This window comes from Mesorhizobium sp. WSM4844 (assembly GCF_055811775.1).
In genome coordinates this window covers 56,324-71,008 of the sequence record NZ_JBVVQB010000010.1, presented here as the reverse complement: position 1 = coordinate 71,008, position 14,685 = coordinate 56,324, and the positions used below count along the sequence as shown (strand labels likewise).

Here is a 14,685-nt window from a genome sequence, read left to right as displayed (position 1 = left end):
GCACCATCTCATCCCGTTGAAATCGCTGAGCTCCTTGCTGGTTGGCTTTGCCTGGCAAGCTTCGAAAGGCTGCCCAACAATATCGTTCTGTCCTTACCGATCATCAGCACGCCGCTGTCGGGGGCCAGCAGTGCCGAGAACGGCAACATCGCTGCGCCGATCGGCGAGGCCTCGGGGCCGAATTGCCCCGAGACGATTTCCGGCGCCACGATGCCGATGGCGCTAGTCCGGTTGAACTGGGACTGAACTCTTGTCAGAAGTTCGAGATGAATAGGCCGCGGCAGGATGCTGTCGAGAACGATCGCCTCGATGTCGATGACGGAGGTGATGGCGATGATTGCCTCGACCAGCGCATTGGCACAGTCGTCGATCCATTCGGACAGGGGTTCGCGTGCCCCCGGCGGCAGCGGATCCAGTTCGCGCACACGATTGATCTCGACGCCGCGCGATTTGAGGTGATTGACCAGCACGTAAATCGAGGCACGATGCAGCAGGCTCTGGTAACGCGCCGGCTTGGCCGCCACCGAATCGAGGCTTGAAGGCGAGACCGGCAAAGGACCGAGCGCGGCGCTGTTGCCATGCGGCCCGGTGTGGACCTTGCCGCCTTGCACCAGCCCACCGCCGACAAAGGTGTCGATCGAAATATGCATGAAGTCGCGAAACCGTGCGCCGGATCCTTGGATTAATTCGGCGAGCGCCGCCGCCGACGCGTCGTTTTCGACGAAAACCGGGATCCTTGGCTTTGTAGCGAAGAATGTCGTCAGGTCGATTGCTTCCCAGCGGCTACCAAGGTCATTGGGAAAGCCGAGTTCTTCGCTCCAGCCGCCGAGGAAATACGGCGAAGCGATGCCGATACCGACGATGCTGGCGTCGCCAAGCCCGTCGACCAGTTTTTCGAAATTGGCCAGCGACATATTGCCGGCCTTGAGCACCAGGTCGGGGTCCGGAAAGCGATATTCGTGCGACCCGCGCGAGCGAACTTCACCGGCGAAGTCGACGAGGACGGCTTCCAGCGCGCGCCGGCCGATCTTGATACCGACGCTGTAGATGCGCTCTGGTGTAAGTCGGTAGAGAGTGGACGGCGATCCGCGTTGCCCGAACCTTTTCCCCACTTGCTTTATGAATCCAGACGACTCCAGTCCGTCGACAATGGTTGCTACCGCGGCCGGTGTCAGATTCGCGGCCCGCGCCAGATCGGACTTGGATGCCTCCTTCAGACGGCGGATGGCATCAAGCACGAACCGCTCATTGTAATGCCGAACTTTGACGGAATTGCTGCCTTTTCCGGACAAAACCGGCGCCTCCCCATTCTTTTTCGCAGAGCCACTCTAACCGATCACAGCTCTGAAGCTGCTGCGATCGAGGCACTCCAGCCGCCCCAGTGCGCTCGCGACAGTGCCCGTCAGTGCCATGGAAGTCAATTTTCCAGTTGCGGCTTTAGGGCATTTAATATAGCAAATTGAAAAAAACAACCAGCTGGAGGGAGGATGCTGCAGTTGGACGCATTAGGCGAAGCCAATGCCGTGGTGAAGAGGGACGCGGCGGTCCCCGTTGCCCTGGTCCAGGCGACGAAGGCCTTCGGCGGCACGATTGCCCTCAGGGACGCGTCCTTCGAGTTGCGCGCTGGCGAGGTGCTGGCCCTGCTTGGCGAAAACGGTGCCGGCAAGAGCACCTGCGTGAAATTGCTGGCCGGCGTGCATGCCCCTACAGGCGGCCATGTCGAGGTCGATGGCAAGCCTGTGGTCTTCCACACGCCGCACGATGCCCAGGCAGCCGGCATTGCGGTCATGCACCAGCATCCTGGCCTGTTCCCCGATCTTTCGGTCGCCGAAAATATTTATCTCGGCCATATGCCGCGCGACCGCTTCGGCGGCATCGACAACGCCACCATGCTTGCCGGCGCGCGCAAGGTGCTGGCGACGGTCGGCCTCGACGTATCGGCCGAAACACGGCTCGGAACGTTGCGCACCTCCGAACAGCAACTGGTCGAGATCGCCCGGGCGCTGTCGCTCGACGCGCGGGTGCTGATCATGGACGAGCCGACGGCCGCGCTGTCGCAGCGCGAGGTCGAACGGCTGTTCAATGTCGTTGCCGATCTCAGGCTGCATGGCGTGGCGATGATGTTCGTCGGCCACCGCATGGACGAGATATTCCGCATCGCCGACCGCATCGCGGTGCTACGCGATGGGCGCCTCATCGGCGTCAAGCCGAAGACCGAACTTGGCCGCGCGGCCGCCATCACCATGATGGTGGGCCGCGAAGTGACCGACCTTTATCCGGAACGAAACCACGCCACCGGCGCGCTGGTGCTGGAGGCGAGGGGGCTTTCGCGCGCCGGCGGTTTTTCCAACATCGACCTCAAGCTCCACGCCGGAGAGGTGCTTGGGCTCGGCGGCCTGGTCGGCAGTGGGCGAACCGAGATCGCGCGTGCTGTTCGGCATCGACCAGCCCGATGCCGGCGAAATCCGGATCGACGGCGAAGCTGTGCGCTTCGCATCGGCACGCGCCGCCATGGATGCGCGTATCGCCTATGTCTCGGAAGACCGCATGGGCCAGAGCCTGGTGATGGATTTTTCTATCCTCGACAACGCGGTGCTGCCCGTCCTCGACAAGGCGGCTCGCTCCGGCCTTTACGGCACCGACCGCGCGATCGATCTGGTTTCGGCTTGGCTGAAGCGCATGAAGCTTCGCTTTTCCGGATACGGGCAGCCGGTGAAGGACCTGTCCGGCGGCAACCAGCAGAAGGTGGTGCTGGCCAAATGGCTGCGCACCGAGCCGCGCGTCCTCATCCTCGATGAACCGACGCAGGGCATCGATGTCGGCACCAAGGCGGAAGTGCATGCGATGATCGCCGATCTTGCCGCGCAGGGCATGGCTATCATCCTGATCTCCTCCGAAATGCCCGAGCTCATCGGCATGTGCGACCGCATCATCGTCCTGCGCGAAGGCCATCGGACGGCCGAATTTGCCAGGGGCGAGGCCACCCAGGAAAAGGTGCTGGAAGCTGCGACGAAGGCCGGCGAAAACGCCGACCCGGCAGCACAGGCGGATAGCGCCGCCGGCGCGGCGAGGAAAAAAGGACCGCTCGACATGCTGAAGCGGCGGGAGTTCGGCCTGCTCGCCGCGATGCTGGCGGTCGCCATCCCGGTCACCATTATCAACCCGCGCATGGTGAGTGCGGCAAACCTCACCGCCGTGTCGATGGATGCCGCTCTGCTGGTGGTGGCAGCACTCGCTCAGATGCTGGTGCTGATCACCCGCAACATCGACCTTTCGATCGCCGCGGTGATTGGCCTTTCGGCCTACATGGCGGCCAGCCTGGTTCAGGCCTATCCAGGGCTCGACATCGGCATCGGCCTCGTAACCGCATGCGCGGTCGGTGGTGTCGCCGGCCTGATCAACGGCCTCGTCGTCACCAGGGGAGGGATCCCGGCCATCGTCGTCACACTGGCCTCGATGTCGATCTTTCGCGGCTTCAACTCGATCTGGGCAGCCGGCGACCAGATCAGCGCCGATGAAGTAACGCAAGCCTGGCTCGACATGACCGGCCTGAAGATCGCCGGCGTGCCGTTGATCGTCGCCATCGCGATCGTCATCCTGTGCCTGGGTTACGTGCTGCTCTATCGCACGGCGATCGGGCGCGAACTGTTCGCCGCTGGCTCCAATCCGGACGGTGCGCGTCTTATCGGCATCCCCGTTGACCGGCGCATTCTGCTGGCCTTTGGCATGGCCGGCCTGCTCGGCGGCCTGTGCGGCGCGCTGTGGGCATCGCGCTATGCGACCATCGATGCCCGCGTCGCGCTCGGTTTCGAACTCACGGTGATCGCGTCGGCGGTGGTCGGCGGCGTCGCCATCCGCGGTGGTTCGGGGACGCTGCTCGGCATCATCCTCGGAGCGCTCACGCTGCTGGTCATCAAGAACGGCCTGACGCTGGTGCGCGTCGACCCTCTATGGCTGCAGGGCGTCTACGGCCTGGTGATCCTGGTCGCCATCGGTATCGATACCTTCATCGTGCGTCGCGCGGATCAGGCCAGGCAGGCGAGGGCGAGATGAAAAAGTTCCTCCGTTCGATCGACTTCTGGGATCTGCTGCTGGCGACCTCTTGCCTGGCCATCTTCCTCTACGCGGCGATTTTTGTGCCGAATTTCGGCTCGGCCTTCAATCTCTCGCAACTGGCCGCGAGCGCTTCGGAAAAGGCGTTGCTGATCCTGCCGATGACGCTGCTCATCATCACCCGCGAAATCGACCTGTCGATCGCCTCGGTGCTGGCGCTGACGTCCGTCATCTTTGGCTTACTGGTCCAGACGGGCGTGCCGACGCTTGCTGCAATCCCGCTGACGCTCGTCGCTGGCGGCTTGCTCGGCGCTTTCAACGGCTATCTGGTGTCGGGCCTTGGACTGCAGTCGTTGGTGGTGACGCTTGGCACCATGGCGCTCTATCGAGGTATCGGCTACATCCTGCTTGGCACCGGCTCGGTCAACATTTTGCCGCCGGCGGTCGTCGATTTCGGCATCAACAACCTGCCAGGGACCCAGATACCGTGGACCATCGTGCCCTTCCTGGTGCTGGCGCCGGTGTTTGCGGTCGTGCTGCAGAAGACGCCGACCGGCAAGCGCATCTATGCGCTCGGCGGCAGCCCCGAAGTGGCGCGCTATTCCGGTATCAACACGGGCCGGATGGTGCTGAAACTGTTCGTCGTCTCGGGCATCGTCGCCGCCATCGCCGGCATCGTCTATACCGCCCGCCTCTCCAACGCGCGCGCCAACAATGCGCTCGGCATGGAGCTCGATGTCATCACCATTGTTCTGCTCGGCGGCGTCAGCGTCTTTGGCGGCAAGGGTCGCCTGACCGGCGTCATGCTGGCGCTGGTCCTTATCGCCATCATCCGTAACGTGCTGGCGCTCAGCCAGATCGGCGGCGACGCGCAGGGCATGATCATCGGCATGCTGCTTATCGGTTCTCTGCTCGTCGGCAATTACTGGCGCTCCACACAGGAGCGGCTCAGCAGATCCCGCGCAATGCGCGAGACAAAGGGGTGATCTCGGGCCCCTTCCTTCAAGCCCGAATTTTGACGGAGGAGTCACAATGAAAGCGTTTAGATTAGCCCTGTTCGCATCCGCGGTTCTGCTGGCGCCAACCTCGCTGGCCTTCAGCCAGGAGTGCGCCAAGGAACCCGTAACGGTCGGTTTCCTGCCCAAGCTCGACACAGACCCCTACTTCAAAGTGGCTTTTGGCGGTGCACAAGAGGCAGCGAAGGAAATTGGCGGCACCGCTACCCAGGTCGCCCCATCGCAGGCGACTGCCGAGGCGCAAATCGAATTCATCAACAGCCTCGTGTCGCAGAAGGTCGGGGTGATCGCAATTGCCGGCAACGACGCCAATGCCGTCGCCCCTGCCCTGAAGCGCGCCGTTCAGCAGGGCGTCAGGGTGATTTCGTATGACTCCGATGTGGCCGCCGATGCCCGCGCGGTGTTTGTCAATCAGGTGAAGGGCGACAGCCTCGCCGAAATGATGCTGGAAAGTGCATTCGCCCTCAGCGGCGGTGAAGGCGAATTCGCGATCCTGTCGTCGACGCCGACGGCGACCAATCAGAACGCCTGGATCGACTTCATGAAGGCGAAGATGGCTGCAGAGCCGAAGTTCTCCAAAATGAAGCTGGTGCAGGTCGCCTATGGCGAAGAAAGCGAACAAATCAACCAGCAACAGGCGCTGGCGCTGGTCCAGGCCTTTCCGGATCTCAAGGTGATCATCGTCCCGGCAGGCATTGGCCTTCCGGCGGCCGCGCGTGCACTCGAGGAGGCGGGCATGATCGGCAAGGTCAAGTTGACCGGCCTCGCGCCGGCCACTCTGATCTCGAAATACATCAAGGACGGCGCGGCTCAGGATATCTGGTGGAACGTCACCGATCTTGGCTATCTTACCTATCAGACAGCCCAGGCGCTTGCGCAGTGCAAGATCACCGGCAAAGAGGGTGAGAAGTTCACAGCAGGCAGGCTCGGCGAATACACGATTGGCGCCGGCGGCGAACTGATCCTCGGTCCGGCCAAGATAGTGACGCCCGACAATCTGGCCGAGTTCAAGTTCTGACCCTGTAAAGCTCAAGCCCAAGGGGGCGCCGGGTCGATCCGGCGCCCTTGCCAAATTCTCTCGAACAAAAACAGTGCGGGGCGCGGCAATGAAGATGTTGCTTGCAGGCGAAACTTTTTCGGCGACGACGTCGGTCGCCATAGGTAGTGATGTGCTTACAAGTGCGACCTCGACAAATGGTGCGACGGCCTTCAACGCCGCATAGAAGGCATCGTCGTCACGCAGATCGGCGGCGAGCGCTGCGCCGCGGAGTTTCCCTATGAGCTTGATGCGCTCGCCCAATATCAGGCAGTGGTGATCTCCGATGTCGGCGCGCTGACATTGCTGGTCACGCCGGATGCCCGCGCCGGGCGTGTCGGCGTCAACCGCCTCGATCTGCTCAAGGCCTATGTCGAAGGCGGCGGAGGGCTGATGCTGGCCGGCGGTTACATGGGCTTTCAGGGCATGTTCGGGACGGCGCGGTTCCATGACACCTCGGTCGAAGACGTGCTGCCGGTCCGCTGCCTGCCGTTTTGCGATGGCATGGAGGTGCCGCAAGGCCTCCACGCCTCGATCCTGCAGTCGTCCCATCCGATTTTTTCCGGGGTGGAGGGGCCGTTGCCGCCCATTCTCGGCATGAACAAGCTGGAATTCAGGCAGGACGGCTCGTCCCGCCTTCTGGCGACCTGCCAATATCGCGGCACGGACTGGCCGCTCCTTGCCGTTCGCAGCCATGGCCGTGGCCGCGCGATTGCCTGGGCGACCGATATCGGCCCGCATTGGCTCTCGCAGGACTTTCTCGGATGGCCGCTCTACGGAAAACTGATGGCGAACATGGTCCGTTGGCTCGCCGGCAACGAATAAGAAAGTCGGATGCCGGGTTAGACAGTAGCGGCAACCCGGAATATTTGGAACAAATTTACGAGCGAGCGATCAAATAAGTCGAACTTGCGAGCCCCCCCGTGGGGACCTGCCTTCAATGAAACAAGCAAGGAACCCGAACCAAGATGCGTATTCCGCCAGCCGAGCGCGCTCATAAGTTCTGTAGCAAGTGTGACGCTGTCACCCCGTGGAATACATACGATCGCTGCTTGGTATGCCAGCGCCAACGCAGCCAAGCTTATGCTGAGAGGAAGAAGGCGAGCGGCGGCGCGTTCTCCCAGGCAGTAAGAACCCGCCTCATTGCCGAGAACCCAGAGCGGTGTCCGAAGTGTTTAACGCTCTGGTCGCAAGTCAAACCCCACGCGCAACATCCAAACACACCATGGCACTTCGATCATCACGTTTCGCCCCAGCGCGGCGGCACGAACGCCGATGAGAACGCGCGCATCCTGTGTTGGCCATGCAATCTGGAGAAGCTCAACTCTTGAGCTGAGTAAGGAATGTCCGCATGGGCAGGGTCCATCGGACGTTCGTCCAGGCACCTCGATCCACAGCTGCGCAGGGTTGCGCCCGGTTGTGGCACGCACAGTATGTTCGCTGACGAAGCCAGCGCGCAAGTATGCGCAAAAGTGCGCCAGATCGACTGCTGCCGCCACCTTGTCTCAGTTTGAAGTTCGGCCGCCGGTGGCGCAGGTTTTGCCAATCGCGCGTTTGCAGCCTATGTTTCGATATCGGCCGCCATTGCTGCGGATGCAGCCGACAGTAAGAGGGTACGTGCTCTTGCCCGTCCGGGAGAGAGAGAGCCGTGTCCCTTCCTTGCAATCATCTGCTGAAAGCCCTCTCCCCAGAGGATTTCGCGCTGCTGCGGCCGTCAATGCATCATGTCCAACTGGACCTCAAAGCCCAGCTGGAGGTGCCGTATCAGCCGATCGAGCATGTGTATTTTCCAGAGGCGGGTATCGCTTCGGTGGTCGCCACCATGACTGGGGGGCGGCAGAGTGAGGTCGGGATCATTGGCTATGATGGCATGACAGGCGTTGCCGTCATTCTCGGCCAGGACAGCTCTCCCAACGAAACCTACATCCAGGTCGCAGGCAATGGCTGGTGCCTGCCGGTTGAGAATCTTCGTGCTGAGGTGGCAAAGAGCCAGTCGCTTCGCGCGTCGCTGCTTGCCTATGCCCACGCCTTCCTTGTCCAGTCGTCGCGGACGGCACTGGTCAACGGCCATTCGAAAATCGAGGAACGGCTGGCCCGCTGGTTGCTGATGGTCCACGACCGGACCGAGGGCAACAAGATCCAGCTGACGCATGAATTCCTGGCGACCATGCTCGGCTCTCGGCGCCCCGGGGTTACCACCGCCCTGCAAATGCTTGAATATCGCGGGCTGGTTCACGCCAGGCGCGGCGAGATCACGATCGTCGACCGTGCCGGAATGATAAAGCTCACACATGGCGCCTATGCCGACGAGGAGCAACGTCACTTCGGCTAACGCATGTCGCGCACAAGCATGCGCCTCGGGCCTGACCCAGGGCCTGACCCGAGGGTGTGCAGCGGTTTTGCGATAGCGACATGCATAAAAACAAAGCGCGTCGCATGAGGCCGGTCAAACGCGACGCGCTCCGCCTGATTGTCCGATATCAGACATAAGCTTGAAGGTCGCCGCATGTTAGACGAAAGTCGTAGTGTTGGCAGGGAGGAACTGTTGATGAGCCACACTTTTCACACAGTCACCGTTGAAGGCGCGACAGAGGCCTATGTCCTTTCCAGAGGCAAGGCTCGGTATCTCTCGATCGCGCAGGCGATCCGCGCCATTCGAACGCTGATGCCGGCTTGCAAGGCCACCAACCACGAGTTGGAGGAGATGCTGGCGGCGGCATGCGTCGTGCACGGCGTGCCCGTTGCCTTCGACGCCAAAACAGCCGATGGCCTGGAACCACGGCTCCATTCGTAGGCCGGAAATGTCCGCGCCACTGCAGAAGCCAAATTCATTGGATGTTCGGCAAGCGATTGTCCGCTACCTGATCGATCATGTCGACAATCCGAGCGTCTCGATAGTCGAAGTGACCATCGCCGTGAGGAAGATGTTTCCACTTTGCGAACTCACGGATTGGCAAATTGGCGATCTCATTGCGCGAAGCGCCATCGACGCGGGATTTGCGATCGATTTCGATGCGGCCCCCTGGACGGAAACTAGCTAAGCTAGACGCCTCTGGGTAGCAGCATAGTGGCGTTACGGTTTCGCGCAGTCGCCTCGCACAGCTGATGCTGGGGTCAATCCTGAGCGGGAGCCTGATATAATCCCGTATGGCCGCTCGCATAGTGGTTATCCTGGCGCTGCTTTCCGCCTTCGCCTACGGCTTCGCAAAACTCGTGGAACGTTATGGCGACGCCGGCGACAGGCCCTCTGCGTGTGAAACATGGCCACAGCCTGATTGTCCAGTCCCAAACGCGCCGCCTCAAGAAGAAACCAGGCCTTGAGCGGGCTTTCGCGGGCGTCGCCAAACATCGGCGTTGATAGGCCGTGGCAGCCGGTTCGCGCACCGCCGGTGGAACAAGAATTGCTCCGCATCGTTGAGATGGCTAGGCAACCCGCCGCGGCAGCAATCAAGCACCGCAGCTACAGGTTGCTTGGAGGCTATTATGGGAAAGCAACTTACATTGGCTGCGGCAGGCATGCTTCTGCTCGTCGGTGTCAGCGCCGCTGCCGCTCAGGACGTCATTATTCAACCCGAGCATGACACCGTGATCCGCGAATACGTGAAAAAGAAACCGGTGGCATCACTCAGCCTTCCCGGCGTCGAGCTCAACATCGGCACAGCTTTGCCCGAAACAGTCGAGCTTTACGAGGTGCCGGACGTTCAGTACCGCTACGTCGTCATCGAGGGCCGAACTGTCCTGGTCGATCCAGGTACCCGCAAGATTGTGAAGGTCTACGACTGACGTGACCCCTCGCGCTGAAGCCCGTCATGCCGAAAGGCGCGGCGGGCTGGGGCCTTCCCGAGACGTATTAGGATACGCTGATTTTATTGATGCTGGTGATTGCCGGCTTCCCTCACCACCTTGACCTCCACCGTCATGCCGAGAAAGCTCGACGCGCTGCCGCAGTAGCTTCCCGAAAGTGGGATGGCTTGCCCAGGATGCCTGGCCACAGCCACCCTGATCAGATCCCGGTTCCCGACAATGCCGTTGGTGGGATCGAACTCGACCCAACCCGCGCCAGGCAAATAGACCTGGCACCAGGCATGCGTCGACCCGCCGCCGACGACAGAACCGCTGTCGCGGCTCGGCACATAGACATAACCGGTCACAAACCGGGCGGCAAAACCGAGCGAACGAACCGCTTCCATCATGAACAGCGCAAAGTCCCGGCATGTGCCTCGACGCAGGTGCAAGGTCATCAGAGGCGGTTGCGTCCCTGATTCAGTTCGACGCGAATAAACAAAGCTCTCGTGTATGGCGTAGCAAAGCGTCATCAGCAATTTGCCCGTCTCGGTGCGCCCTTTGGCGCTCACGAACTGTCGTGCCCATTTGCCGATCTCGTCGCCATCATCGAGGTGATGGCGCTCGATGGTTTGGCTGAGGTCGGTTGCCTCGTCGGAATCATAGGAAAATGGATAGCTGAGTGCTGCGTCATCGATACGGAAATCAGGCGCATGCTGCGGCGTGTGATCGAGCCGGATGTCTGTCACGAAACGCAGTTCGTCGCCCGAGCCGTTGAAATCGATTACCGCAACGCAGTTTCCGAAAACGTCGTGGATCCAGCCAATTTCTTTCGGCTCGGGGTCGACAAACAGGCCGTGATCCAGAAGTCGCTGATCGAAACTGTCGCGCGGCCTGAACATCAGCCGGTGCTCGCCGAACGTCACCGGCTGCGTATAGCGATAGACGGTCGTGTGCTTGACTGAAAAGATCGGCATTGGCTTGCGTCGACCACCTGCGATATCAGCGCCATCATATAATCTTTTTTGATGTGCAGCGGACAAAATGGGGCTGCCCCTCAAGACGGGCGTATCAGGCGGATCGATGAACAGATCGGCACGGCTAGCGCCGAAGTGATCCTCCATGCTGGCCCGCTGCTCTTGGTTCCGTTGGCAGCATGGCCGCGAAAAAAGCAGCGGACTTGCGCCGCAGGCCTTTTGCAATCTCTAATTGGTAGACTCTCTCAAGGCCGGGGAAGTTAATCCTTGCGCCGCGGAGGGGGCCAAGGCGAGGAACGTCGCAAACGGGAGGAAGCAATGAATGAGGACTACGAACTGGCCATAGACCACGACAAGCCTTACGAAATAGCTGCTTTCGCTAAAAAGCACGGCCTTACGACAAGGGCTGCCGAACTGATCCTTTTCGCCTATAGCCCGTCCCGAGCGGCGTGCGATACTGCCGCAACGGCTTTCCTTACCGCCGTCGCCGTGCAAGCCAAGAGACAAGCGGCGCGCTAGCTCCGAAAACCGGGAGCGACAGCTGGCACAGATCAACTCACCACCGTCGCATGCACCACATTTGCGAGCGTGAATTTGGATGATGCCGAGGCTGCGCCGATCGACGGCGCAGCCTGGATATTGAAGACTCAGGTGAGGCTTCTGGACCAGTCGTCTACCTGGCGCTCTGCCTCTTCCTTGGCGATTCCATACCGCTCCTGAATGCGTCCTGCGAGTTGGTCACGATTGCCCTCGATGCGATCAAGGTCATCGTCGGTAAGGTCGCCCCATTGCTCCTTGGCCTGGCCTTTGAACTGCATCCATTTTCCCTTGATTTGATCCCAGTTCATGAATTCCTCCTTTGTTGTCTAGAGGAAATGCAACTGGACACCACATGTTCCCAAACAGCGGATCGCCATGACGAATTATTGCCGATGACGATTGTCATTGGCGACGCGGCAAACACGCCGCCGGCCGGAGCCAGCGGCGCGAATTGGAGCAGGACGGGAACGATCCGCGTCTTGAAATCACACTGGCCGGAAAGGTCCCTCAGCCGGATCAGCTGGCGCGCGCCAAGGCTATCGATATGACGTTGTCTGCATCCGCCCCCGGCAGATCGAACAGCATCGGAAGTTGGCGGGTCATGGCCATTTCAACGATCAACTCTTCGATGGAAGCTGTCGGCAGATCGGTCTCGAGACTATTCGAGATCATCGAGGCAAGCTTGTGGACTGGCACTGGTGCCGACTTCGCACGGTCGTCGAGCAACCTGCTGATTTCGATTACAACGTCTGCGTCAATGCTCTTTGGCAATTCGCGCATGGCTTTTCCTCCCTGCCCATATCATGCGCGTGCCTGAGGGCTGAGTCTCGAAAAATCGACGTATGGACTTAACCAGATACGTGCTTCGACCCGATTGCTTTGGCCGGGCGCTCGGGCCTGCGGCGAAAAAGCGAACTGCATTGGTGTCGCATGCGGCAACGAATTCGCCCGTTTTGCGTTGGCCAATCGTACATCGTCAGCAAACGTGACCAAAGGAGAGTAAGCATGGCAGCCGACGCGGCGAAGCTCTATCCTCGCCACCGGGATCGGATTTCTGGCAGCGAGGATTATGTGGTAAGGCATTTTGCCCGGCAAAACGGCATCACCCCGGCGCAAGTCCATCAGTTGATCAGGAGATACGGAAGCGACCGTGCCAAGCTGGTGGCTGCGGCGAAGGAACTTCGCATGTCGCTGCGACCGGCCAAAGCCATGCTCGCCTCAGGGCGCCGCGCCGGGCGTTTTAGCGCCGGTGTCGATGCCGGGAATGGCTTCGGGAGGCAGTGAGCAACCGGCTGAAAAAAATTCGAGACTTCGTTTTCAGACTTTTCGATCATGGCCGCCGTGGCTGGCTTCTGCTCGCGTTTTGCTTGCTTCAATGGTCGCCTCCAGATCGGACCGGCTGCCATATCGAACCGAGTAGGCTCGCGTAAATTCGGCGCCCAACAGAAAGATCTCGGACGAATAAAAGACCCACAGCAGCACGACGAGCAGTGCGCCGGCTGCCCCGTATGACGATGCGACGGCGCTGGTGCCGATATACCAGCCGATCAGCGACTTGCCGATCGTGAAGAGAAGCGCCGTTGCTACGGCGCCGACGCCGACGTCGCGCCATTGCAGGGCGCGGTCGGGCAGGACCTTGTAGATTGCCGCAAACAACAGCGCGATAAGCGCAAACGAAACGATCCCGTTGATAGCGCTGAGGATGAGGGTGCCAAAGGGCAGATAAGCGTTGATGATATCTGCAAGCGCCGATATTGCCGCGCTTACGACCAGGGACACCAGCAGCAGAAAGCCAAGCGCCGCGACCAGACCCAGGCTGGCAGCTCGTGCCCGCACGAGACGTGAAATCGATGTGCCGCCCGGTTTGACTTTCCAGATCTCGTTCAGGGCAACCTGCATTTCGCCGAACACGCCGGATGCGGTAACCAGCAGCGTAACGAGCCCCAAAATGCTCGCCAGAGTTCCCGCCTCCTTGTGTGCTGCGTTCTCGATTGTCGCTTGCAGGAGCTCGGCGCTCTGCGGACCCATCAGGCCCGCCATCTGGGCCGAAAGCGCCAGCTGTGCCGCATCGTTTCCGAAGGCCATGCCTGCGATGGCGACGACGATGAGCAGGATCGGCGGGAGCGAGGTCGTGGCATAGAACGCCATCGCCGCCCCGTGGCTCAAGGCATTGTCATTGATGAAGCCGACGATGCTCTCCCTAAGGAGTGTCCAGGCCTCTTTCGCCACATCCCACATGTTTGCCTCGCCTGCTTCTCAAGCAAATAGAGGCAGCACCGCGGCGGACCAGAGCGTGGCAGGTCGCAACCTCTAGGATTGGCTGAAACACCCCTCCACTTCGTCATCCTGGGGCGGAGCAAGGAGCGAAGCGACGCGGCGCAGACCTAGGATGACGAAGGCGTGGCAGAGCAATCAGATGACCGATCCTGGCTTGTTTGGCGCGACCTGTCCGGCGGCTCTTTTTGTGAGACCGTCCTGCGTCGGGAAGGCCGCGAATGCCGCGATGGCCAGATAGATCGGAATCCCCAATTCGAGGATTTCCTCGAACACTGCCGAGGTATCGTTCCGGGCAACATGTATGCCGAGAAATGTGAGATTTGACGGCGCCCCGTCGATGACCTTCGAAAGGACGGCGCAACCGATAGCGGCGGCAATGGCAACGGCAGTCGCCTCGCCGTGGCGAAGCCCTTGCACAAAGCTGCGGAGGCCGTCTTTGAGGAGAAAATAGAAGGCAATGGCGAGGGCGATAACGACCGTCGCGCCGATCAGCTTTTCCAACAGCGGAACGTCAGGCGAAATGTAGAGGGTGGTCTTGGTGATGTTGTGGGTGGTGAAATGCGCATGGAAGTCCAACTCGCGCAGGCACATCGCGATCGCTATGGCGACGAGATACCAGCGCTTGAGCAACTCCCGATAGGACATTTCCCGCACAAGCGTCGCCACGACGATCAGGTAACCGGCGGCCGAGAAGACTTCGATGGGACCGCCCTCGCTGAGGTAGAACTTCCTGATATCTTCGGGAAGAAAGGCGAGCGGCAGGGCGATGAGAAAGACGAGCACCAGCAGCGCAAGGCCCATTTGAATGAAATAGTGGCCCGTGCCGTAACCGATCTTTCTTTCATCCCATGCCATATGTGTCTCGCCCATCTGTCTTGTGCCGGTTCTCTATTAATCGTGATTTCACTCAATTTGAAAGACTGGACCGTTGTCAAGTTGCCGCTTCGTAATGCCCGGCCACCTGCCGGTGCCCTTACGGCGTAAGCGTGGCGAACCTGACGGG

The 14,685-nt window shown here is 60.6% G+C and carries 17 protein-coding genes and 1 pseudogene; 12 read left to right on the top strand and 6 right to left on the bottom strand.

The window, feature by feature from the left end:
* Positions 1–8: 8 nt before the first annotated feature.
* A complete protein-coding gene (locus AC0L2A_RS11160) occupies positions 9–1,238 on the bottom strand; it encodes an ROK family transcriptional regulator (protein ID WP_473608798.1) in 1,230 nt (409 codons plus the stop codon).
* A gap of 249 nt (positions 1,239–1,487) precedes the next feature.
* On the opposite strand from AC0L2A_RS11160, the pseudogene AC0L2A_RS11155 reads away from it, so the two are divergent.
* The 10 genes and pseudogenes from AC0L2A_RS11155 to AC0L2A_RS11110 form a co-directional block, all read left to right on the top strand.
* Positions 1,488–1,988, top strand: a pseudogene (locus tag AC0L2A_RS11155) (ATP-binding cassette domain-containing protein); the annotation flags it as partial.
* A gap of 418 nt (positions 1,989–2,406) precedes the next feature.
* Positions 2,407–4,053 carry an ABC transporter permease subunit gene (locus AC0L2A_RS11150; protein ID WP_473608796.1) on the top strand — a complete coding sequence of 549 codons (1,647 nt, stop codon included), beginning with the start codon at positions 2,407–2,409 and terminating at the stop codon, positions 4,051–4,053.
* A complete protein-coding gene (locus tag AC0L2A_RS11145) occupies positions 4,050–5,039 on the top strand; it encodes an ABC transporter permease (RefSeq protein WP_473608795.1) in 990 nt (329 codons plus the stop codon). The genes AC0L2A_RS11150 and AC0L2A_RS11145 overlap by 4 nt, the downstream gene beginning before the upstream one ends.
* 46 nt (positions 5,040–5,085) lie before the next feature.
* Positions 5,086–6,087, top strand: coding sequence for a rhamnose ABC transporter substrate-binding protein (locus AC0L2A_RS11140; protein WP_091595126.1), 1,002 nt, complete (start codon positions 5,086–5,088; stop codon positions 6,085–6,087).
* Positions 6,088–6,288: 201 nt separating this feature from the next.
* Entirely contained in the window at positions 6,289–6,930 is a 642-nt protein-coding gene (locus AC0L2A_RS11135; protein ID WP_473608887.1) for a glutamine amidotransferase, read from the top strand.
* A 143-nt stretch (positions 6,931–7,073) separates the two neighbouring features.
* On the top strand, positions 7,074–7,436 hold the full coding sequence (locus tag AC0L2A_RS11130; RefSeq protein WP_139172623.1) for an HNH endonuclease: 363 nt from the start codon (positions 7,074–7,076) through the stop codon (positions 7,434–7,436).
* A gap of 317 nt (positions 7,437–7,753) precedes the next feature.
* Entirely contained in the window at positions 7,754–8,437 is a 684-nt protein-coding gene (locus AC0L2A_RS11125; protein ID WP_473608794.1) for a Crp/Fnr family transcriptional regulator, read from the top strand.
* A gap of 216 nt (positions 8,438–8,653) precedes the next feature.
* Positions 8,654–8,899 carry a hypothetical protein gene (locus AC0L2A_RS11120; protein WP_436798460.1) on the top strand — a complete coding sequence of 82 codons (246 nt, stop codon included), beginning with the start codon at positions 8,654–8,656 and terminating at the stop codon, positions 8,897–8,899.
* A 7-nt stretch (positions 8,900–8,906) separates the two neighbouring features.
* Entirely contained in the window at positions 8,907–9,146 is a 240-nt protein-coding gene (locus AC0L2A_RS11115) for a hypothetical protein (RefSeq protein ID WP_091595132.1), read from the top strand.
* 442 nt (positions 9,147–9,588) lie between these two features.
* Complete coding sequence (locus AC0L2A_RS11110; RefSeq protein WP_077379707.1) at positions 9,589–9,888, top strand: DUF1236 domain-containing protein; 300 nt, start codon at positions 9,589–9,591, stop codon at positions 9,886–9,888.
* Positions 9,889–9,971: 83 nt separating this feature from the next.
* Here AC0L2A_RS11110 and AC0L2A_RS11105 read toward each other — a convergent pair whose 3' ends face one another.
* Positions 9,972–10,865, bottom strand: coding sequence for a transglutaminase family protein (locus AC0L2A_RS11105; protein WP_473511352.1), 894 nt, complete (start codon positions 10,863–10,865; stop codon positions 9,972–9,974).
* A gap of 318 nt (positions 10,866–11,183) precedes the next feature.
* Here AC0L2A_RS11105 and AC0L2A_RS11100 point away from each other — a divergent pair, with 318 nt between their 5' ends.
* On the top strand, positions 11,184–11,384 hold the full coding sequence (locus tag AC0L2A_RS11100; RefSeq protein ID WP_473511354.1) for a hypothetical protein: 201 nt from the start codon (positions 11,184–11,186) through the stop codon (positions 11,382–11,384).
* A gap of 128 nt (positions 11,385–11,512) precedes the next feature.
* Here the strand turns inward: AC0L2A_RS11100 and AC0L2A_RS11095 are convergent, their stop codons facing one another.
* Entirely contained in the window at positions 11,513–11,713 is a 201-nt protein-coding gene (locus AC0L2A_RS11095; protein WP_023800267.1) for a CsbD family protein, read from the bottom strand.
* Between the two features lie 208 nt (positions 11,714–11,921).
* The gene (locus tag AC0L2A_RS11090) at positions 11,922–12,185 is read right to left on the bottom strand and encodes a hypothetical protein (RefSeq protein WP_027155567.1); all 264 of its coding nucleotides are present in this window, start codon (positions 12,183–12,185) and stop codon (positions 11,922–11,924) included.
* Positions 12,186–12,410: 225 nt separating this feature from the next.
* Here AC0L2A_RS11090 and AC0L2A_RS11085 point away from each other — a divergent pair, with 225 nt between their 5' ends.
* Positions 12,411–12,689, top strand: coding sequence for a DUF3606 domain-containing protein (locus tag AC0L2A_RS11085; RefSeq protein WP_473511355.1), 279 nt, complete (start codon positions 12,411–12,413; stop codon positions 12,687–12,689).
* Positions 12,690–12,722: 33 nt separating this feature from the next.
* Here AC0L2A_RS11085 and AC0L2A_RS11080 read toward each other — a convergent pair whose 3' ends face one another.
* Both AC0L2A_RS11080 and AC0L2A_RS11075 read right to left on the bottom strand, forming a co-directional pair.
* Positions 12,723–13,643, bottom strand: a complete 921-nt coding sequence (locus AC0L2A_RS11080; protein ID WP_473511357.1) for a YihY/virulence factor BrkB family protein — start codon at positions 13,641–13,643, stop codon at positions 12,723–12,725.
* A gap of 174 nt (positions 13,644–13,817) precedes the next feature.
* Positions 13,818–14,537, bottom strand: coding sequence for a hypothetical protein (locus tag AC0L2A_RS11075; RefSeq protein WP_473608792.1), 720 nt, complete (start codon positions 14,535–14,537; stop codon positions 13,818–13,820).
* Positions 14,538–14,685 lie beyond the last annotated feature (148 nt).

Excerpts from the sequence above, each read along its gene's own strand:
- AC0L2A_RS11145 (WP_473608795.1), top strand. The coding sequence starts at position 4,050 with ATGAAAAAGTTCCTCCGTTCGATCGACTTCTGGGATCTGCTGCTGGCG.
- AC0L2A_RS11140 (WP_091595126.1), top strand. The coding sequence starts at position 5,086 with ATGAAAGCGTTTAGATTAGCCCTGTTCGCATCCGCGGTTCTGCTGGCG.
- AC0L2A_RS11130 (WP_139172623.1), top strand. The coding sequence starts at position 7,074 with ATGCGTATTCCGCCAGCCGAGCGCGCTCATAAGTTCTGTAGCAAGTGT.
- AC0L2A_RS11120 (WP_436798460.1), top strand. The coding sequence starts at position 8,654 with ATGAGCCACACTTTTCACACAGTCACCGTTGAAGGCGCGACAGAGGCC.
- AC0L2A_RS11115 (WP_091595132.1), top strand. The coding sequence starts at position 8,907 with ATGTCCGCGCCACTGCAGAAGCCAAATTCATTGGATGTTCGGCAAGCG.
- AC0L2A_RS11110 (WP_077379707.1), top strand. The coding sequence starts at position 9,589 with ATGGGAAAGCAACTTACATTGGCTGCGGCAGGCATGCTTCTGCTCGTC.
- AC0L2A_RS11105 (WP_473511352.1), bottom strand. The coding sequence starts at position 10,865 with ATGCCGATCTTTTCAGTCAAGCACACGACCGTCTATCGCTATACGCAG.
- AC0L2A_RS11100 (WP_473511354.1), top strand. The coding sequence starts at position 11,184 with ATGAATGAGGACTACGAACTGGCCATAGACCACGACAAGCCTTACGAA.
- AC0L2A_RS11095 (WP_023800267.1), bottom strand. The coding sequence starts at position 11,713 with ATGAACTGGGATCAAATCAAGGGAAAATGGATGCAGTTCAAAGGCCAG.
- AC0L2A_RS11090 (WP_027155567.1), bottom strand. The coding sequence starts at position 12,185 with ATGCGCGAATTGCCAAAGAGCATTGACGCAGACGTTGTAATCGAAATC.
- AC0L2A_RS11085 (WP_473511355.1), top strand. The coding sequence starts at position 12,411 with ATGGCAGCCGACGCGGCGAAGCTCTATCCTCGCCACCGGGATCGGATT.
- AC0L2A_RS11080 (WP_473511357.1), bottom strand. The coding sequence starts at position 13,643 with ATGTGGGATGTGGCGAAAGAGGCCTGGACACTCCTTAGGGAGAGCATC.
- AC0L2A_RS11075 (WP_473608792.1), bottom strand. The coding sequence starts at position 14,537 with ATGGCATGGGATGAAAGAAAGATCGGTTACGGCACGGGCCACTATTTC.